Origin of the sequence: Paraburkholderia acidicola, from assembly GCF_002362315.1 — a bacterium.
GTDB lineage: Bacteria > Pseudomonadota > Gammaproteobacteria > Burkholderiales > Burkholderiaceae > Paraburkholderia > Paraburkholderia acidicola.
In genome coordinates, this window is record NZ_MTZV01000002.1 from 801,965 (window position 1) to 820,670 (window position 18,706).

An 18,706-nucleotide genomic window follows, 5' to 3' on the forward strand; every position below is an offset into this window, starting at 1 on the left:
TTGAAGGTCCGCCTGCATGCTCAAAAACCATGCAACCGGGGGTTCCCACACGAAAAACCAGCGTCGAAAGGGCGCTGGCGAGGACGACAAACAGACCGTTGGGAGCCGTGCAGGGGTCGGCTAACGGCGACGCGTTGCGTCTAAAGGACCGGGGGCGGTGGTCGAAAAACTACGGCCCTGCAACCAATGTCGACGGATTCTAGCAGGGTTTTATAGATCGTCAACACTATGAAACGTCACAATCATAACCAAATGTAATAATGAACGGCGTTCAGTCCGATGAAAACCGCATGCCGCATATGTTTCAGGCCGATGGCATTTTCGGCTTCCAAACGTACGCCACCCAACGCAGGTAAAATTCCCAATCGATCCGGCGCGGCGATTGCATGCCGTCGCTATCCCTCCCTGCCGCGCTACGCGGCCACGATCCGGACCAGATGAAATACAAAGACCTGCGCGACTTCGTCGGCCGTCTCGAAACGCTCGGCGAACTGCGCCGCATCTCGCAAGACGTCTCCCCCGTGCTGGAAATGACCGAACTGTGCGACCGCGTGCTGCGCGCCGGCGGCCCGGCGCTGCTGTTCGAGGCGAAACGGCAGCACGCGTTCCCGGTGCTCGGCAACCTGTTCGGCACGCCGCGGCGCGTCGCGCTCGGCATGGGCATCGATGCGGGGGCCGGCAACGGCGACGCGGACGCGCTGGAGTCGCTGCGTGACGTCGGCCGTCTGTTGTCCGCCCTGAAGGAGCCGGAGCCGCCCAAGGGCCTGAAAGACGCCGGCAAGCTGCTGTCGCTCGCGAAGGCCGTGTGGGACATGGCGCCGAAGACGGTCAGCTCACCGCCCTGCCAGGAGATCGTCTGGGAAGGCGACGACGTCGACCTCGCCAAACTGCCCATCCAGACCTGCTGGCCCGGCGATGTCGGCCCGCTGATCACCTGGGGACTCACGGTCACGCGCGGGCCGAACAAGACCCGCCAGAACCTCGGGATCTATCGTCAGCAGCTGATCGGGCGCAACAAGCTAATCATGCGTTGGCTCGCCCACCGCGGCGGCGCGCTCGATTTCCGCGAATTTGCCCTGAAGCACCCGGGGCAGCCGTACCCGGTCGCCGTGGTACTCGGCGCCGATCCGGCGACGATCCTCGGCGCGGTCACGCCGGTGCCCGACACGCTCTCCGAATACCAGTTCGCGGGCCTGCTGCGTGGCGGACGCACCGAACTCGCGAAGTGCCTGACACCGGGGGTCGATACGTTGCAGGTGCCGGCGCGCGCCGAGATCGTGCTCGAAGGCTTCATCTATCCGCAGACCGGCACGCCCGCAGCGGCCCCGGCTGGGGCGCCGGCCCGGCCGTCGAAAGGAGCGAGCGCCGCATACGAGCATGCGCTCGAAGGTCCGTACGGCGACCACACCGGCTACTACAACGAGCAGGAGTGGTTTCCGGTATTCACCGTCGAGCGCATCACGATGCGCCGCGATGCGATCTACCACTCGACCTACACCGGCAAACCACCCGACGAACCCGCCGTGCTCGGCGTCGCGCTCAACGAAGTGTTCGTGCCGTTGCTGCAGAAGCAGTTCGCCGAGATCACTGACTTCTATCTGCCACCCGAAGGATGCAGCTACCGGATGGCGATCGTACAGATGAAGAAGAGCTACCCCGGCCACGCGAAGCGCGTGATGTTCGGCGTGTGGAGCTTCCTGCGGCAATTCATGTATACGAAGTTCATTGTCGTCGTCGATGAGGACGTAAATATCCGCGACTGGAAGGAAGTGATCTGGGCGATCACGACACGTATCGATCCGTCGCGCGACACGGTGCTGGTCGACCGCACGCCGATCGATTACCTCGACTTCGCGTCGCCGGTGGCCGGTCTCGGCTCGAAGATGGGGCTCGACGCGACCAGCAAGTGGCCCGGCGAAACCGATCGCGAATGGGGCCGCCCGATCGCCATGGATCCCGCCGTCAAACAGCGCATCGACGTGCTGTGGAACGAACTCGGGCTGTGATCTAAACGACGGTGAGCACGCGGCTTGCCGCAGTACACCAATAACAATAGTGATACGTGATACCCATGCATGCGTTGTCGATGTTGTCGGACGGTTTTTTTCTGTCGCTTTCGTTGTGCCTCGATATCGGCCTCGTCAACGTGGCGGTCATCTCGCTGACGCTGTCGCATGGCTTTAGACCCGGCTTCTGGCTCGGACTCGGCTCGTGCTTCGGCGACCTGCTGTACGCGGCGCTCGCGCTCGCGGGGATGGCGGCGCTGTTGCAGTTCGACGCGGTGCGCTGGATCGTGTGGATCGGCGGTGCCGCGATCCTTCTGTTCCTGACATGGAAGATGGCACGCGAAGCGCTGTATCCGGCGTCGGCGCCGCCGGTCGAAGGCGAAGCCAATGCAGCGGCGCCGCACCTGGGCGCGTGGCGCGGGTTCGTGCGCGGCGCGTTGCTGGCGATCTCTTCGCCGAGCGCGATCCTGTGGTTTGCCGCGGTAGGTGGCGCGCTGATCGCGAAAGCAGGTGCCACCACAGCCCCGACGGCAGCGATTTTTCTCGGCGGTTTCTTTCTTGGCGGGCTCGCCTGGACGTTCTTTCTATGCGGCCTCGCGAGCCACGGACGCAAGCGCGCCGGCACTCGTCTGCTGCGCGCGTGTCACGTGCTGTCGGCGCTGCTGTTCGCGTATTTCTCGTATAGCGTGATCGTCAACGGGTATCGCGATTTGATCGTGCACGCTGGGGCGGTGCACTAGGTCGGTTGCAGAAGCAGGTAAACCGACGCACCAATGAAAACGGCGCAACGCGGTGCTCTAGCCTGCGTTGCGCCGTATGGCGCTCAACCTGAACGGTTGCGACGGACTGCTGCGCCGCGCGGGTTATCCCCGCGCCACGCTTAACGGCGCCAGCCGTGGCCGTAACCGCCGTGACCGTAGTAACCACCGCGGTAGTAGCCACGACCATAGTACGGATGACCGTAGTAGCCGTAGCCGCCATAACCACCATAACCAACGACAACCGGCGGCGCATAGACCGGCGGCGGCGCGTAGTACACGGGTGCCGGCGGTGCGTAGTACACCGGGGGCGGCGCCGCGTAGACAGGATAGGCAGGCGCGATTGGAATGCCAAGGCCGATCCCGATCGACACGTGAGCTTCAGCAGCGGTGGTGAACCCCGCGGCAAGCGCGGCAGCAACGATGAACGGAACGATCTTTTTCACTTCTCTTCTCCTGGCGGCACGGCCAGGATGGTCGTGTCGCAAAACGGGCGTGCTCTGGAATTCACTCTATCCAAAAAGGACGGGCCCCGCTTTATGCATTTGTTGCAAATTGCAATCGGTGCGACAGCCTTACGTCCGACGATTAAGCGCTCACGCCACGACATGCGGCGCCGAGTACCGGAAATCAAGGGTTTGCGCGCTGCGGCAACGCGCTGCAGACGGTTTTACCGATGCAAACGGGCGTGGATCATGCGTTCTCGGTAATGTTTCATTACAAATGAACTGCAAGCTGGCGTCTCACGCAAACCTCGGTCTTCACAGCGTCCTTCAAAAGCGGAAGCCCGGCTTGTGAGCCGGGCTTCGGTCTGGTGTGTTGATCCCGCTCACCAGGCTGGAGAGAAACTTAAACCAAAGCTGCGCTCAGTGCGGCCGGTCAGCGTCAATCCAGGCCTGCGTAGCGGTCAGCGTCAACCGGTACCGCGCGCAGTTGAATACCTCCAGCTTCTTCAACTCCTCGAGAAACATTGCCTGGAAGCCCGGGGCCTCCCCCTCGGTGAGCCCCAGTTCCTCCGCCACGGCCTGCGCAGATTTTCTGTCACGCACGACGAGGCCAATTGCCTCGGTCAAATGCTCCCGATATCGCAGTCTCAGAGGGTTCGGAGCGCCCATGGACTCCATCACGACGACATATTTTTTCATCGAACGCCGATAGGTCCAGGCGAAGAGGTCCACCGCGCGCGAGACATCCAGGAACTCGTACACGCCCAGCATCGCCTGCGCGTAGTCATGAGGGTTGACGTCCAGAAAGGACAACGGCGCGCAGTTATAGAGCATTAGCGGAATGTTCGCTGCCAGGCGACTGGTGCGCTTGTTGCCATCCTCGAACGGTTGCAGGTGCGCCAGATTTACCCACAGGAAGAAAGCGGCCTCGACCGGATTCTTGATGAACCTGGCCTTGGCCACGATGGTTTCCAGCATCTCCTCAAGTACGGTTGGCACTTGAGTCGGCACGTAGACCGTGTCACTGATGTTGACCACTTTCTTGCGGATAACGCCCAGTGCATCGGTATCAGCAAGGAGGTCCTGCATAAGCACCGCATGCAGGTTTCGGATGAGCGCTGTCGAGAGGCCCTGCAACGGTACTGCATCGACCAGAAATTCGATGGCCGTCTTGTGGTTGAGCAACATGACAGCGTCAGCGTCGCTGCCGGCGGTCCCGCGTTTGAACAGGTCCTCGGTCGCCAACAACGTATAGCGGTTGCCCTCCAGACGGGAGGACGACCAGGACAGGTCGATGAGCAGCTGTTCCAGCACCTTGCGCGCGTAGGTCCCCGCTGGCTGTTGCTCGCGCAGGCGACCGTCGAGATAGAGCTCCTCGGCCAGGTCTTGTGGCATCAGCCAGCTCTTATTGGGTACGTAGTCTTCGACAAATTCGCGCCGGTAGGTAACCGGGTCGCGTGCAGCCAACGGCATGTCGAGTTTGCGGCCGAGTTCAACGGCAGTGGGTGACCACGTCGGACGCGGGCCGGCGGAAGGCTCCTCCGGTGTGGCGGTCCGGACGGCCGCAGTCTCTGTCAGCCGGTAGCGGGTCGCTCGCGCCTGGCCGCTTCGCGTAAGTTGCCCACTGGCGCACAGCGCATCCAGGTGGCGCCGGACAGTGGCAGAACTGCCGTGTGTAGCGTGGATGATGTCAGTAGAAGAAACCTCCAACTGGCCCGCCTGGGCCAGGCGTTGGATGGCGTCAAGGACAGTTCTCGGGGACAATTTGCTCATTTATCTGCTCAGTATCTGCTCACATTTGAGCAGATACTAATGACAATGAGCAGATATATCAAGTTTTGAGCAGATACTGATCGGATTGTCAGGCGTAAGCTGATTTGAGCAGATTGCCCGCGCATTCATCGACACAAACGAGACCTTGTGCCTTTAGCGGCGTTAGCCGAGTTTCACGTAGATAAACTCGCGAGTCACATTCGGTGGCACATACGCCCCGCTGATCCGAACTCGCGGCTTCAGCCGCTTCTTCTGATCCCACCAGCGCCGGCGCTGGCTATGGGTTAGAAACCGCAAGTGCTTTCGGTACGAAAAGATGCTCATGGCGACCTCTCGAATCGGACTGCGACGGAAAAAATCGATGGCGACGGCCTACCTGCTGTAACGAACATAGTGGTGATTGTGAGCAGTTTCCAGACCCGCGGACGTCGCCACGCCGCATGTCCGGCCACCCCTGCCATATCGTCCGAAAACAGACTGACGAAAGCCGCAACGCCGCTATGGATCGGCGATACTCATTCCTTGCGCCCTCTTTCAGTCTTCCCATCCGGAGCAGAAATCATGTCGCAGCCCTCGTTGCCGCGCCTCGGTTTTATCGGCGCTGGCCGACTCGCTCGTTGCCTTGCGCGTGGCTTTGCGCGGGCTGGTTATCCGGTCAGCGCGGTCGCCAGCCGTTCGTCCGGCAGCGCGCAGGCGCTCGCCTCGCAACTCGAGCGCTGTCAGGCATCTGACGATCTGCAGAAAGTCCTCGAGGCGGCCGATATCGTCTTTCTAACCGTCCCCGACGACAGCATCGGTACGACAGCGAACACACTTCGCTTCGGCGCTGCTGCCGGCACAGCGGCATGGGGCCTGGTGCACTGCAGCGGCGCGTCGCCGGTCGAACTGCTGGCGCCGGCGCGCGATCAGGGTGTGGCGATCGGCGGTTTTCATCCACTGTACCTGTTCGGCGGAGATCTCGCCGACCTCGAGCGCATTGCTGGTTGCTCGGTGACGATCGAAGCCGACGGGGCGCTCCATGAAGCGTTGACGGCACTCGCCGGCGCACTGCGCTGCCATCCGCTGTCGATTCCCGCGGGCGGTCGCATGCTCTATCACGCAGCCGCGCACTATGCGGCGAGCTTCGCGCTGTGCAGCCTCTCCGAGTGCGTCAATTTATGGCGCACACTCGGCTTCGACGAAGCCGATGCGCTACGTGCCGTACTACCGATGCTCGCCGGCACGATCGAAACAGCGCGCGACAAAGGCCTGCCCGGCGCGCTCGCTGGCCCGATATCGCGTGGTGACACGGGCGTCGTGCAGAAGCAGTTGGCGCTGCTCGAAGAGCTGGGCGGCGATCACGCCGCGCTGTACGCGCTGCTGTCCCGGCGCGGTGTCGAACTCGCGCGTCGCCGGCCTGTTCCGCCCGCCGCCATCGACGCCATTGCGCGCACCGTCGAGGAATCGCTCGTACGCTCGCTGAATCAGGTACCAGCAGGTGCAAGCGTCAAGTAAGCCGTGATAATGTGACGACCGGCGCAGCGCAGCGCGCCTCGGGACCCTCAACGAGAACGCACGATGATCAAGGTCAGCATCTTCTATCCGTATCGGGAGAATGGTCGCTTCGACGTGGACTATTACTGCGGCACGCATATGCCGCTCGCCGCGAAGCTATTCGGGACGGCATTGAAAGGCTGGTCGGTCGATATTGGTGTGAATGCGGGTCCGCCGGGATCGGCGCCGCCCTACGTCGCGGCCGGCCATTTCCTGTTCGACACCGCCGATGCGTTCTATGAAGTCTTCACACCGGTGTCCGCGCAGTTGCTGGACGACATTCCGAATTACACCGACGGTGGCAATGGCCAGATCCTGATCAGCGAGATCCGGGTGTCGGTCTAGCCGCCGTCAGTCGCGCCGAGGCAGGTTTGCTCGGCGCGGCGCAATATGTCCGGCTTACACGCTGGATCAACAGAAGTCCTGCATAGCCACCGGCTCATGCGGACAGCACCTGAAGCAAAGAGGACTCAAGATGTTCGGCGAGATCGCCCGCTTTCTGCTCAATACCGTTTTCACCCTGTTCGGCGCCGTGCTGGTATTGCGCGCATGGCTGCAGGTCGTGCGCCTGCCGCCGTACAACCCTGTGTCGAATGGGGTGCTGCAAGCGACCAACTGGCTCGTACTGCCGTTGCGCCGCGTGATTCCCGGCACGCGCGGCATCGACTGGGCGAGCATCGTCGCCGCACTGCTGACGTCGATCGTCTATGTGGTGCTGATGGTCGTGATATCCGGCGTCGATCCGGTCTCGATCATGCCGACCCTGCTGATCGTCGCGCTGCTCACGCTGCTGAAGTGGGCGCTCAATCTGATCATCTGGCTGACGATCCTGATGGCGTTGCTGTCGTGGCTCAATCCGCGCTCGCCGGCGATGCCGATCCTGTTTCAGCTAACCGCGCCGTTTCTGAATCCGCTGCGCCGCTTCGTGCCGCAACTCGGCGGTATCGATCTGTCGCCGATCCTGCTGTTCGTGATCGTGCAGGTGCTGCTGATGATCGTTACGCGGGCTGCGGTTTCGTTGACGTTGTTTGGGATTTGAGTTGAGTTGGGGCGCTGCGTGCGGCGATGCGTCGTGCGTGGCGCGGATTGTGATTTTGCTTGATATGCAGCAGGCGCCTCAATTGCGCAAACCGGCAAAACCCGCGTAAAATGGCGCGCTCTGCGGGCGTCGTATAATGGCCATTACCCTAGCTTCCCAAGCTAGAGACGTGGGTTCGATTCCCATCGCCCGCTCCAGCAATTCGCGGTTCTCTCTGTTTCGTTGCACCTCGCTCGCCGATCGCGCGAATTCAAATTCCCTACCCCGATCGCTCACTCGCAAGCTGCGTTCAGCTTGATGCTGTCCATCCGAGCGCCCCTGCCCCCACTGCTATAATCCGCGCCTGACCGGCCATCCCGCCTCGGCGACGCCCTGCTCGCCCCGTTAATTTGTTGTTCTCGATGATGATTCACGACCCGAACGAAGCTGGCCCACTCGACGCCGCTAACCCCGATACGCCCGAAGCAGCGGAAACACCGGAAGCGCTGCGCCTGCGCCGCATCCGCAGTTTCGTGACGCGCGCGGGACGCGTGTCCACCGGCCAGCGTCGCGCGCTCGATGAACTCGGACCGCGCTTCGTCGTGCCGTATACCGATACGCAGCTCGACTGGAACACGGTGTTCGGCCGGCAGGCGCCGCGCGTGCTCGAGATCGGCTTCGGTATGGGCGCGACGACCGCCGAGATCGCAACGCATCGCGCCGGCGACGATTTTCTCGGCGTCGAAGTGCACGAGCCAGGCGTCGGCGCATTGCTGAAACTGATCGGCGAACAGAACCTCACGAACATCCGCATCATCCAGCACGATGCAGTCGAAGTCCTGGAACAGATGATCGCGCCCGACAGCCTCGACGGCGTACACATCTTCTTTCCCGACCCGTGGCACAAAGCGCGTCATCACAAGCGCCGGTTGATCCAGCCGAAGTTCGTCGCGCTGCTCGCCTCGCGTCTGAAGCCCGGCGCGTACCTTCATTGCGCAACCGACTGGCAGAACTACGCGGAACAGATGCTCGAAGTACTCGGCGCGGAACCCGCACTCGCCAATACCGCCGACGGTTACGCGCCGCGTCCCGACTATCGTCCAGTGACGAAGTTCGAACGTCGTGGGTTACAGCTCGGACATGGTGTTTGGGATCTGGTCTTCAGGCGACAAGATACGGTCTAAATACGGCCTGAAAACAAGAAAGTCCGCATGCGCGAACAAACGCATGCGGACTTTTTTATTCGCCATTGCGACATGCGACATTGCGATGTCGCGACATCGCGCGGCCAACACTACGCCCAGCCCAATCCACCGCTATAGCCGACGAGCAGAATCAACAGCCCGAAGCCAATCCGGTACCACGCGAACACCGTGAAGTCATGCGTGGCGATGTAGCGCAACAACCAGCGCACGCACGCAAACGCACTGACGAACGCAGCTACGAAACCGATCGTGAACGTGCCGAGCATATCCGCCGACAGTGCATGCCAGCTCTTCGCCATTTCGTAGAAGGTCGCGCCGAAGATGATCGGGATCGCGAGGAAGAATGAAAACTCCGTGGCAACACGCCGGTCGAGCCCAAACAGCATCCCACCGATGATCGTCGAGCCCGAGCGCGACATGCCCGGAATCAGCGCGCAGCACTGAGCGACACCGACCTTGAGTGCATCGAGCGGACTCAGATCGTCGATTGACTGCACGCGCGCGGGCACATTGCCGCGCTCGCGCTTGCGCGCCTCTACCCACAGAATCAGCACACCGCCCGCGACCAGCGCGAACGCAACCGGCACCGGCGAGAACAACGCGGATTTGATCGCCTTCTCGAACAGCAGGCCAAGCACGATAGCGGGAATCGTCGCGATGATCACATTCAGTGTGAAGCGTCGCGCGTCGGGCCGTGTCGGCAGACCCGCGACCACACTGCCGATCCGCCGGCGATATTCCCAGCACACCGCGAGAATCGCGCCGAGCTGGATGACGACATCGAAAGTTTTTGCGTGTTCGTCGGTGAAATTGAGCAGGCTGCCCGCGACGATCAGATGGCCGGTGCTCGACACCGGCAGAAACTCAGTCAAGCCTTCGACGACGCCGAGAATCAGCGCCTTGCAGATCAGTATCCAATCCATCGGTGGCCCTTGTTGCTATGAAAGTCGGTGACCGGGGCCGTGACGCGAAACGACAGCTTGAACCACAGCAATCAGCGAGGCGCGGCCCCCACGGCCGCGCCCATCGTCATTTTTCGACGATCTGCACGCGTATGCCGTTTGTAAGGATAGTGATTGTACCGGGTTCGTAGTGCACACCGGCAAATTGCAGTTGTTCGGGCTTGAACGTGTAGATCGGATAGTTGGTGAGGAGCTGGGTGGCGAGCAGCCCGGCAGCGGCGTTGATCTGCTGGGTATAGGCCTGCGCGCCGCCGCTCACGTTGACGTTGTCGACGTGAGGCGACACCAGCACGACGGAGTGGCTGGCGCTGTCGTAGGCGAGCTGGCTCGATAGCGTGAATATGCCGTCCACCGGCTGCGGCAGGAACGGGCTCGCGAGATGCGCATCGAGTTGCACCGAGATGCGGTTCGTGTCCGGCAACAAACCGACAACGGGGTTCGTCAACGCGACGTCGAAAAGCTGCGACATCGTGCGCTGATACGGAAACTTCCGTTGCACCGCGTCCTGCACCTGCTGCTCCGAAAACGTGTAGTGCGAGGGGATGAACGGAAACGTCGTCGACGCGCACGCCGCGAGCGATACGGAAACCGCCGTGGCCGCCCACGCGGTAAGCAGGAAACGACGCCGGGCTGGCGACGGGAATCGGGTCATGCGGGTTCTCCGGTTAAAGCTGACGAAGCGGCTGACACAGCGGCTGACACACCGCGCTCCGACGTTGCCTCGTTACTGTCGGGCCGGGTATGCGATTCGAGTTGCGTAAGCCACGCGAGCGCTTCGCCGCGCGTGGTGCCGCACATGTCCATCTGCGGTTGCAGGCCCGAACAGCACGCGGGCCGTTCGGGCTTGCCGAAGATCGCGCAGCGCAGATCGTCGCCGAGCTGCGCGCAGCGTATGCCCGCCGGCTTGCCGTCAGGCATGCCGGGGATCGCGCTCGAAATGGAAGGTGCAATACAGCAGGCACCGCAGTCAGGGCGGCAATGCATATTTCCCTTTGTCTGGGAGGGTCCGGGTCCGGCTCCGCGGTGTGCGCTCGCGAAGCAGAAGAAATTTCGCCACCGTGGCCACCAGGCACGCTCGGGTGTGCCAGGATCACGGGGCCAGGACCTTCATGAGGTTGCGCTCGCTCGATGCGAGAGCACGATGATAACCAATCCGCCGTTGCGACCGGCACTCGAGCCCTACGAATGAAGCATCCGACCACGCTGCTGGGGGCGGTTCTCTTGCTGGCCATGTGTGCGGCGCCGCATGCGTACGCCGCATCGGTCAAGGTCGACCGGGGCAACATCATCATGATCGACGATGCAGGCTCCGCGCGACCGCTGACCGCCGGCGGCCTCGATTCCGATCCCGTGCTGTCCCCCGACCATCTGTCGATCGTCTTCGTGCGCCGAACGCCCCATCGCATGGTCAACACCGCATCCGGAGCGGAAAGTGCCGACGAGGCCTGGGTGATGCATATCGATGGGACGGCGCAGCGTCGACTGGTCGAAGGCGCCGGCGCGGAAGATCCGAAGCGCACGCTCGCGGCTTTCAGTTCGCCGATCTTTTCTCCCGACGGCCAGACCGTTTACTTCATGAGTGTCGCGTGGGTCACGTCCAGCTCGATTCACTCGGTCGAGCTATCGAGCGGCAAGGAGCGGTTTGTCACTGACGGGAATTCTCTGGAAATCGTCCCTGCGGGCAAATACCGAGGCGATCTCGTTGTGAACAAGCATAAGTACTGGCTAGCGAGCGGTTCCTACGACTGGTACTGGCTCGTCTCGCCAACCGGCAAGGAGATTGCGCCGATTGGTCCTGGTGACGAAAGCATCGAGGAATTCAGATCCTTGTTTGTGAAGTGAATTCGCCATGCCATCGGGCATGCGGTGCGCTGCCTATGCCATCCGGGGCGGGTGCGCCTTGCCTGGGTGGCCGATTTCAGACATAATCCGCGTCTCACTACGTGTGCGCCCAACGCACATCGTCAGACAAGCCCAGGTGGTGAAACAGGTAGACGCAGGGGACTCAAAATCCCCCGCCGCAAGGCGTGCCGGTTCGAGTCCGGCCCTGGGCACCAGCAAGTTGTTTCGTACGGCCTCACAACATCCCCCTAAATCCCCGCAAGAACCTTGTTCCTGCGGGGTTTTTTGTTTCTGAGCGTCGTGTGCCGCTGGCGAGCGTGGGCATCAGTGATTCCCGTCTTCGTCATTCAGACTGGGCGAAGATGTTAATTCAAGGCAGTTTTTCGAGAATTTCCCCTCAGATTTAGGCAATTAGAAGAACGATCGCATACTTTTCGCAAAACAAGTAAATCAACCGATTGATTTGTATATGCACTTGTTACTAGTATTCCTCCGTGCTGCTTCCGGTTGTATGGCGTCGTAGCCAGGCACACGAACTGTCGCAAGAGAGCGTACCAACCAGCCTGAACACCTCGTTGCGTCCCGGTAGCGTATCAACCAATAAAGATCTACTTCTCAGGAGATAGATATGGAGACAATTTCCTCCCGCGTCATTGCGGCCATCGCCTCTGCACTCGTCGTCGCTTCGGCCAACGCGCCTGCGACCGCTGACACGCTCGCTCCAGCCACAGTTGCGCCGAGCCTTCTGTACCAGAACTGCAATACCTCCACGGGCCTTTTAGGTTTCCTCTCTGGAACTAGCGACGACGCCAAAACAAAATATCCCATCGTCCTGGTATCGGGCGGCACGGGTACGCCTAACTGGCTGGTTCCCGGCGGGCACTACTGGTATCAGATCCCCGAAACGCTTTGCAAAAACGGAGCAACGGTCTACGTGGCGTCGATTGCACCGGTCAACGACAACAATGTTCGAGGCGAAGAACTACTGGCGCAGGTGAAGATGCTGATGGCCCAGCTCAAGGTTGACCGGGTCAACCTGGTGGGGCACAGCATGGGTGGTCAGGCGGCCCGATATGTCGCCGCGGTCTATCCGGAGGGCGTTGCTTCGGTCACCACGGTTTCTGCGGTCCACAAAGGATCGGAGATGATTCAATACATGCTGGATAACGGCCCCGTTGTGCAGGACCTCAACGAGATCGTCGCTCTTGTGACGGGTATCGCGGGCGACGTCCTGAATGGACAAAACTATCCGCTCGACGTGCAGGCCGCCATGAACCAGACCACCACCGCTGGCGAACTCGCGTGGAACAAGATGTTCCCGAGTGCTGGACTGAGCAGCGCATCATGCGTCGGCGCAGACGACGACACCGGCACCCGCAAGGATACCGATACGCGTATCGGCACTGACGGCAAGACATATGTCCAGAAACTCTATTCGTTCAGTGGCGACACACCCGTACCGCTTTCACTCGATGTGGTCGGCAACACGCTGATGGGCATCACGAGCGCAATGATGAAGAGCGAGGGCGCGGGCAAAAACGATGGTGTTGTCAGCGTTTGTTCGGGGCGGTTCGGTCAGGTCATCGGCACCTATCATTGGCACCATCTCAATGAGGTCAACAATATGTTCGGCCTTACACCCGTCTTCGAGGCCAAGCCAACCGCAGTCTATGTCGCGCTCGCAAACAGGCTCAAACAAGCGGGGATGTAATGAGTGGAACGCATCTTCGTTGGGGACTTGTTTTACCGGTAAGCGCCTTGCTGGCCACCGCCGCCTTCTATGCGGCGTGGCCGGGTGAGCATGCAATGCCCCTCGCGGGAAATCAGGAGAGGGGCAAGCCGATAGAATTGGCCCAGTCGTTTTCGGTGGCGGGAGCCCCCGCCCATGTCGACGCTTCTGCTTCGAGGCTATCCGGCACCACTCCACCGGATGGCTTGCGTGCGGATGCCGATGGTCATTTGATCAAGAGCCGCAGGGTTCGCGATGTCTTCGACTATTTTCTGATCGAAGTCGGTGAAACTTCGATGAAGCAGGTCGACGATGCCGTTCGTGCCTACATCGAGAAACGTTTGAACGATCCGGCACGACAGGAGGCAATCGATCTCTGGACACGTTATCGGCACTATCGGGAAGCCGAGCAAAAAATGACGGCCTCTCTGACCGACTCATCGAACCAGTCCAGTCTCGATCGTATGCAACTGATGCTCGCGCAACGCACTCGATTGCGCGAGCAAATCTTGCCCGATGTCGCATCGAGCTGGTATCACGATGAAGAGCAGGCCGATCTCGACCAGATGGAGCGCATGCAGATTGGCGCAGACAATTCATTGACGCCGCAGCAGCGTCAAGCACGCCTCGCCGCGATCGATTCCCGGGATCCAACCCTGATGAAAGCGCAAGCCGCCGGCAATCAGATCAACACCCTCAGTCAACTGGTTTCGACCATGCAGAAGGCCAACAGTACGCCCGAAGAAATCGGAGCGGCGGTTGCCGCTCAGTCCGATCCAGAGACCGCACAGCGTCTCCAGCAATCTCTGCAACAGGAAGCCGACTGGTCAGCACGATATACGAGCTATCAGACGGAGCGGGAAGCGATCATCGATTCCACGAGCGGCAACGCCACCGAGCGCGCCGCACAGATTGCCCAGGTGCGCGAACGCTATTTCCCAAATCCGGCGGAAGCCCTCCGCGCTCAAGCTCGCGATCCGCAGTAGAAATCGTCTTACGAAGGTTGCGGCAGTCGTCGCAACCTGTTCCAGCCGATAGCACGAACCTGCAATTCAGACTGCGCAAACCGGACGCCGTGGAATCGCGCAGAACCAGTTGCCGTGCACGGGCGGGTGCGCGTTGTATTGCGACCGCCCGCTGCCATCAGAAAATGTAGGACAAGTTCAGAAACGTCGTGATCGGCCGCAACTGGAGCTTGGTCTTGCTCACGATGTTGACCCCCGTCGCGGTCTGCCCCGAGAGCGTCACGTTGGTCGACGCGGGGATATAGGAGAACGAGAATCCCGCAGCCCAGTGTTTATCGAACTGATAGTTCGCACCCAGCTCGAATACCGGATTCCACGAACTCGATGCGTGAGCGCTCGCAGAACCGCCGGGCCCGAACGATTGCGTGACAAAGGTGCTGTTGTTGATCTGGGCGTTGGTGAACCAGGTGTAGTTCACGCCAATGCCTGCAAACGGGCGAAACTTGCTCTGGGCGGGCAGGAAATGGTAGCGCAGGATGACTTGCGGTGCCCATGGGCGTGCCTTGCCGATAACACCGTATTTTCCGAGGGTTCCGCGGCCTTCCAGATCCAGATACGCGGGATACCCGCCCGCAACGGCAACGCCGATGTTGTCGGTGAAGTAATGCTCAATCACGATCCCGGCGGTATCGGTGCTCTTCGCCGCCCCGCTGCTTCCGGCCTGGACTTGATTGACAGGATGTCCCGCAATGCTCGTGACAGTCAGCGGATCGCTATCGCTGAGCGGCATGATGCGCGCCCAACCGAGCGATACGACCGTGCTGCCCGCGCTTTGAGCGTGTGCTGGAACGATCGATGACAATAAAATCAATACTCCTAATTCAATTGATAAAAGATTATTCTTCCGTTTCATTATTGCTATCTCCATGTCTGTAGTTTGTGGTACTTCGGGTCGCCACAATAAGGCGATAAAACGAATCGGCGGTCACGCAGCTCGATAGGTGGCTCAGCGGCACGCCCGCCGTGGGATCAGATCGGGTCGGTCTCCCAGATCACCGGCGTTTGTCGGTCGCTCCATCCGGCGAGGAGTGAGTTATAGCGGTCCTCGACGCGGTTGCGGCGGATCTTGAAAGTCGGTGTCACGAGACCGCTTGCCTCGTCCCAGATCGCATCGACAATCACGACGAAGCGCATCTTCTCGTGAGCATCGAGTCCACCGTTGATCTGTTCGAGATGTTCTTCGATCGATGCGGTGAGCGTTTCGCGCCGGCCATTCTCGCTGAGCCTGCGCCCTTCCTCAGACAGGCTGATTAGCGCACACGGTTGTGCCAGCCCCTGTCCGACGACGCAGCACGCTTCGATGAACGGATGAATCGTGAGACGGTTCTCGATCGGCCCCGGCGCGACGTACTTGCCTTTGGTGGTCTTGAAAATGTCCTTGACCCGGCCCGTGATCCGGAGCCGGCCTTCCTCGTCGAGTTCGCCTTTGTCGCCGGTCCGGATGTATCCGTCCGATGTAAAGAGCACTGCCGTCAGATCCGGACGCTTGTAATAGCCGCTCGTATTGCCCGGGGAACGGATCTCGATCTCGCCAACCTCCGACAGCCGGCTCTCGACGCCACGCACAGGCGTGCCGACGTATCCGGGACGGATCCGGCCAAGCCGGCTCGAGTGAGACACACCGCAGACTTCGCTCATTCCATAGCCTTCGAGCAGTTCGAGGCCGAGATCGCGATACCAGGTGAGGAGCGTGGGCTCGAGCGCCGCAGCAGCGCTTGCCGCGAGGCGGACCTGGTCGAGTCCGAGCTGTTTGAGAATGGCCGGCTTCAACTGATCGGGAATGGGACCGGGTGGCAAGCGGTTCACGACCGCGTGCTGGAATTTTGTCCAGAGCCGCGGAACCGAGATGAAAAACGTCGGCCGTGCGCGCACCACATCGGCGGGGAATGTCTCCAGCGATTCGCTGAAATAGACGGTGAAGCCGCCATGTAGCGACAGCATTTCCACGTACGCGCGTTCCGCGACGTGCGACAGTGGCATGTACGAAATCATCCGGTCGTCGGGACCCAACGACACCAGATCGAAGATCGGGTCGGGGCACCATGCGAGCGCCGCGAAGGTGAGCATCACACCCTTGGGTTCGCCGGTCGTGCCGGAGGTGTAGACGATCGTGGCGAGATCGTCCGGTGCTCGCCTCGCGAAAGTCTCGATCGGGGTCGTTGTGCCGACGATGTGGTCCCAGCGCGGACCGAGAAATTGCGTATCGGGCAGGTACGGGAAGCCGATACAGTGCGTACCCTCCGGCACGCCTTTGCACATGTCCTCCCAACCGTCGAGTTTGCCGACGAACAACACGCGCGCTCCGCTGTGCTCGAGAATCTGCCGGACCGAACCGGCTGTCAGCGTCGGGTACAGCGGCACCGATACGTGACCACTCATCCAGATCGCGAAATCGGCGAGCAGCCATTGCGCGCAGTTTTTCGACAGAATCGCGATGTTCGAGCCAGGCGGGAGATCGAGCGCGCGCAGGTAGGTGGCCATACGGCGCGCCTCGCCGATCGCTTCGGCCCAGGTGAATGTCCGGACCTCGCTGTTACCCATCGGTTGAACCAGATAGGTTTCGTTTGCGCGCTCGCGCTCCCAATGTTCGATCAGGGTGAGCGGCAGCTTGTCTCGCGTCTCAGCAATCAATTGCGTCTCCTTGTACACGACCGGCTGCGCCAGCCGCGTCTTTACCGTATGCAGGCTCAGTGACCGACGAACACCGGCGCGCGCCGGTGCAGGAACGCATCGATGCCTTCCCTGCAATCGTCACTCGCGGCGCTGCGAACCTGGAGTTCGCGTTCGACCTCTAGCTGCTCGTCGAGCGTGCGCGTCCCGGACGTGTTGATCGCTTGCTTGGTGAGACCGAGTGTCCGGGTTGGCAGCGCGGCGAGCCGGCGACTCAGCGCACGAGCGGTGTCGTCAAGCGCAGCGTCGTCGACGCATTGCCAGATCAATCCCCATGCCTGGGCCGTTTCCGCATCGATGCCATCCGCCAGCAGGCTGAGTGCCAGCGCACGAGGGCGCCCGACGATCTGCGGCAGAAGCCAGGTGCCCCCCATATCCGGAATCAGCCCCACCTTCGCGAATGACTGGATGAATCGCGCCGATCGTGCGGCGACGACGATGTCGCATCCGAGCACGAAGCTGAATCCACCGCCGGCGGCGATGCCGTTGACCGCGCAGACGACAGGAATGGGAAGCCCCATCAGGGTCGACACGACCGGATTGACATGCTTTGCCATGCCTTCGCCCAACCGGTCGGCGAATGACTGCTCGCCAGAGCGCCCGGTAATCCCGGCGATGTCCGCGAGGTCGCCACCTGTACAGAATACGCGCCCCTCCGCCGTAACGAGCAGCGCCCGTATCCGCTCGTCGCTCGACAGTCCGTGCAATGCGTCACCGATTTCATCGAACATCTGCAGGCTGAGACTGTTGAGTGTCTCGGGCCGGTTCAGGCGTAACTCGGCAACGCTACCGTCGATGGTCAGGGTTATCGTTTTGTAGTTCATGCTGGATCTCCGTTCGTCAAGCGTGAGACTGGGCCGCAGCACGCACGCCGAGAATCTTGCGTGCCTCTTCGGGCGAAGCAATCTCGCGTCCCGATTCGCGGGCGATTTTTGCCATCGCTTCGATCAGGTGAGCATTGGATGCCGCGCGCGTACCGTCAGGCAGATAGAACGTGTCCTCGAGCCCCGTGCGCAACTGCCCGCCGAGTTCCGCGGTGCGACGGTGCAGCGCCCAGATGTTCGTCCGGCCGATAGCGGTCACCTGCCAGGTCGAGTCTTCGCGCAACAGGCGAATCAGGATCGGCAGCAGATCCGGGTCGGCCGGCATGCCCGACTCGACGCCCATCACGAAGTTGTAGTCGGCCTTGCCCTTGAACAGCCCCGCGCGCGCATACATGTCGACGCAGCGGACAATACCCACATCGAAGCATTCGAACTCGGGTACCGATCCCGTCTCGGCCATCATGTCGAGGAACGACTGCACTTTCTTGACCGGGTTGTCGAACATCAGCGGCGGCCAGGCCCAGGTCCCGTCGGCCTTCACCTTCAGGTAGTTGAGCGAGCCCGCGTTGCACGCGGCGATTTCCGGGCGGATCGCATAGATGCAGGCGAGCGGCCCGTCGATGTCCGGACCGACGACCCCCGTCGACTGGTTGAAGATCACGCCAGGGCAAGCTTCGCGGATCGCCTGGCTGATCTCGGTCGCAAGCACGGGGTCCCACGAAGGCAGATGTCCCTTGTCCGCTTCCTGCCGACGGAAATGGACGTGCATGCACGCCGCACCCGCGTCGTACGCGCCTTTGGCTTCGCGTGCCATCTGCTCAGGTGTGACGGGAATATTGAACTGCTTCGGATCGGTGAAGATACCGTTCAGCGCACAGGTGATGACGACGGGGGTGCTCATGGGTTGTCTCCTTG

The 18,706-nt window shown here is 61.3% G+C and carries 17 protein-coding genes, 2 tRNA genes and 1 pseudogene; 11 read left to right on the forward strand and 9 right to left on the reverse strand.

The annotated features are described in order from the left end of the window. Positions 1-437: 437 nt before the first annotated feature. Positions 438-2,006, forward strand: coding sequence for a 4-hydroxy-3-polyprenylbenzoate decarboxylase (gene ubiD, locus BWP39_RS05625; protein WP_096718577.1), 1,569 nt, complete (start codon positions 438-440; stop codon positions 2,004-2,006). Positions 2,007-2,071: 65 nt separating this feature from the next. After that, complete coding sequence (locus tag BWP39_RS05630; protein WP_096717664.1) at positions 2,072-2,746, forward strand: LysE family translocator; 675 nt, start codon at positions 2,072-2,074, stop codon at positions 2,744-2,746. A gap of 140 nt (positions 2,747-2,886) precedes the next feature. Here the strand turns inward: BWP39_RS05630 and BWP39_RS05635 are convergent, their stop codons facing one another. Then, positions 2,887-3,210 carry a hypothetical protein gene (locus BWP39_RS05635; RefSeq protein WP_096717666.1) on the reverse strand — a complete coding sequence of 108 codons (324 nt, stop codon included), beginning with the start codon at positions 3,208-3,210 and terminating at the stop codon, positions 2,887-2,889. Between the two features lie 420 nt (positions 3,211-3,630). Continuing rightward, positions 3,631-4,983, reverse strand: coding sequence for a Fic family protein (locus BWP39_RS05640; RefSeq protein ID WP_207556603.1), 1,353 nt, complete (start codon positions 4,981-4,983; stop codon positions 3,631-3,633). 561 nt (positions 4,984-5,544) lie between these two features. On the opposite strand from BWP39_RS05640, the gene BWP39_RS05645 reads away from it, so the two are divergent. From BWP39_RS05645 to trmB, 5 genes are all read left to right on the forward strand, one after another. Further along, entirely contained in the window at positions 5,545-6,477 is a 933-nt protein-coding gene (locus tag BWP39_RS05645; protein WP_096717668.1) for a Rossmann-like and DUF2520 domain-containing protein, read from the forward strand. 63 nt (positions 6,478-6,540) lie between these two features. Continuing rightward, positions 6,541-6,861 carry an EthD family reductase gene (locus BWP39_RS05650; protein WP_096717670.1) on the forward strand — a complete coding sequence of 107 codons (321 nt, stop codon included), beginning with the start codon at positions 6,541-6,543 and terminating at the stop codon, positions 6,859-6,861. Positions 6,862-6,991: 130 nt separating this feature from the next. Next, on the forward strand, positions 6,992-7,555 hold the full coding sequence (locus BWP39_RS05655; RefSeq protein ID WP_096717672.1) for a YggT family protein: 564 nt from the start codon (positions 6,992-6,994) through the stop codon (positions 7,553-7,555). A gap of 122 nt (positions 7,556-7,677) precedes the next feature. Then, positions 7,678-7,752, forward strand: a tRNA-Gly gene (locus tag BWP39_RS05660). 207 nt (positions 7,753-7,959) lie between these two features. Further along, positions 7,960-8,718, forward strand: coding sequence for a tRNA (guanosine(46)-N7)-methyltransferase TrmB (gene trmB, locus BWP39_RS05665; protein ID WP_096718581.1), 759 nt, complete (start codon positions 7,960-7,962; stop codon positions 8,716-8,718). A gap of 110 nt (positions 8,719-8,828) precedes the next feature. Here the strand turns inward: trmB and BWP39_RS05670 are convergent, their stop codons facing one another. The 3 genes and pseudogenes from BWP39_RS05670 to BWP39_RS05680 all read right to left on the reverse strand — a co-directional run. Continuing rightward, complete coding sequence (locus tag BWP39_RS05670) at positions 8,829-9,662, reverse strand: undecaprenyl-diphosphate phosphatase (RefSeq protein WP_096717674.1); 834 nt, start codon at positions 9,660-9,662, stop codon at positions 8,829-8,831. Between the two features lie 106 nt (positions 9,663-9,768). After that, positions 9,769-10,353, reverse strand: a complete 585-nt coding sequence (locus tag BWP39_RS05675) for a DUF1439 domain-containing protein (RefSeq protein WP_096717676.1) — start codon at positions 10,351-10,353, stop codon at positions 9,769-9,771. An 80-nt stretch (positions 10,354-10,433) separates the two neighbouring features. Continuing rightward, positions 10,434-10,685: pseudogene (locus BWP39_RS05680) on the reverse strand (YkgJ family cysteine cluster protein); the annotation flags it as partial. A 201-nt stretch (positions 10,686-10,886) separates the two neighbouring features. Between BWP39_RS05680 and BWP39_RS05685 the strand changes: the two are divergent. The 4 genes from BWP39_RS05685 (at position 10,887) to BWP39_RS05700 (ending at position 14,258) form a co-directional block, all read left to right on the forward strand. Continuing rightward, positions 10,887-11,543 carry a TolB family protein gene (locus BWP39_RS05685; RefSeq protein ID WP_096717678.1) on the forward strand — a complete coding sequence of 219 codons (657 nt, stop codon included), beginning with the start codon at positions 10,887-10,889 and terminating at the stop codon, positions 11,541-11,543. Positions 11,544-11,673: 130 nt separating this feature from the next. Beyond that, positions 11,674-11,758, forward strand: a tRNA-Leu gene (locus BWP39_RS05690). A gap of 413 nt (positions 11,759-12,171) precedes the next feature. After that, the gene (locus BWP39_RS05695) at positions 12,172-13,254 is read left to right on the forward strand and encodes an esterase/lipase family protein (RefSeq protein ID WP_096717680.1); all 1,083 of its coding nucleotides are present in this window, start codon (positions 12,172-12,174) and stop codon (positions 13,252-13,254) included. Between the two features lie 47 nt (positions 13,255-13,301). Next, positions 13,302-14,258 (forward strand): lipase secretion chaperone, encoded by a 957-nt coding sequence (locus BWP39_RS05700; RefSeq protein WP_157915123.1) that lies wholly within the window; start codon positions 13,302-13,304, stop codon positions 14,256-14,258. Positions 14,259-14,415: 157 nt separating this feature from the next. Here the strand turns inward: BWP39_RS05700 and BWP39_RS05705 are convergent, their stop codons facing one another. From BWP39_RS05705 to BWP39_RS05720, 4 genes are all read right to left on the reverse strand, one after another. Beyond that, positions 14,416-15,165 carry an OmpW/AlkL family protein gene (locus tag BWP39_RS05705; protein ID WP_207556604.1) on the reverse strand — a complete coding sequence of 250 codons (750 nt, stop codon included), beginning with the start codon at positions 15,163-15,165 and terminating at the stop codon, positions 14,416-14,418. Positions 15,166-15,266: 101 nt separating this feature from the next. Then, positions 15,267-16,961, reverse strand: a complete 1,695-nt coding sequence (locus BWP39_RS05710) for an AMP-binding protein (RefSeq protein ID WP_407944778.1) — start codon at positions 16,959-16,961, stop codon at positions 15,267-15,269. Positions 16,962-16,984: 23 nt separating this feature from the next. Next, complete coding sequence (locus BWP39_RS05715; RefSeq protein ID WP_096717686.1) at positions 16,985-17,791, reverse strand: enoyl-CoA hydratase-related protein; 807 nt, start codon at positions 17,789-17,791, stop codon at positions 16,985-16,987. A gap of 16 nt (positions 17,792-17,807) precedes the next feature. Beyond that, positions 17,808-18,692, reverse strand: coding sequence for a BKACE family enzyme (locus BWP39_RS05720; protein ID WP_096717688.1), 885 nt, complete (start codon positions 18,690-18,692; stop codon positions 17,808-17,810). Positions 18,693-18,706 lie beyond the last annotated feature (14 nt).

Bases quoted from the DNA above. Each gene is read 5' to 3' on its own strand.
- ubiD (WP_096718577.1), top strand. From the start codon at position 438: ATGAAATACAAAGACCTGCGCGACTTCGTCGGCCGTCTCGAAACGCTC.
- BWP39_RS05630 (WP_096717664.1), top strand. From the start codon at position 2,072: ATGCATGCGTTGTCGATGTTGTCGGACGGTTTTTTTCTGTCGCTTTCG.
- BWP39_RS05640 (WP_207556603.1), bottom strand. From the start codon at position 4,983: ATGAGCAAATTGTCCCCGAGAACTGTCCTTGACGCCATCCAACGCCTG.
- BWP39_RS05645 (WP_096717668.1), top strand. From the start codon at position 5,545: ATGTCGCAGCCCTCGTTGCCGCGCCTCGGTTTTATCGGCGCTGGCCGA.
- BWP39_RS05650 (WP_096717670.1), top strand. From the start codon at position 6,541: ATGATCAAGGTCAGCATCTTCTATCCGTATCGGGAGAATGGTCGCTTC.
- BWP39_RS05655 (WP_096717672.1), top strand. From the start codon at position 6,992: ATGTTCGGCGAGATCGCCCGCTTTCTGCTCAATACCGTTTTCACCCTG.
- trmB (WP_096718581.1), top strand. From the start codon at position 7,960: ATGATTCACGACCCGAACGAAGCTGGCCCACTCGACGCCGCTAACCCC.
- BWP39_RS05670 (WP_096717674.1), bottom strand. From the start codon at position 9,662: ATGGATTGGATACTGATCTGCAAGGCGCTGATTCTCGGCGTCGTCGAA.
- BWP39_RS05675 (WP_096717676.1), bottom strand. From the start codon at position 10,353: ATGACCCGATTCCCGTCGCCAGCCCGGCGTCGTTTCCTGCTTACCGCG.
- BWP39_RS05685 (WP_096717678.1), top strand. From the start codon at position 10,887: ATGAAGCATCCGACCACGCTGCTGGGGGCGGTTCTCTTGCTGGCCATG.
- BWP39_RS05695 (WP_096717680.1), top strand. From the start codon at position 12,172: ATGGAGACAATTTCCTCCCGCGTCATTGCGGCCATCGCCTCTGCACTC.
- BWP39_RS05705 (WP_207556604.1), bottom strand. From the start codon at position 15,165: ATGGAGATAGCAATAATGAAACGGAAGAATAATCTTTTATCAATTGAA.
- BWP39_RS05715 (WP_096717686.1), bottom strand. From the start codon at position 17,791: ATGAACTACAAAACGATAACCCTGACCATCGACGGTAGCGTTGCCGAG.
- BWP39_RS05720 (WP_096717688.1), bottom strand. From the start codon at position 18,692: ATGAGCACCCCCGTCGTCATCACCTGTGCGCTGAACGGTATCTTCACC.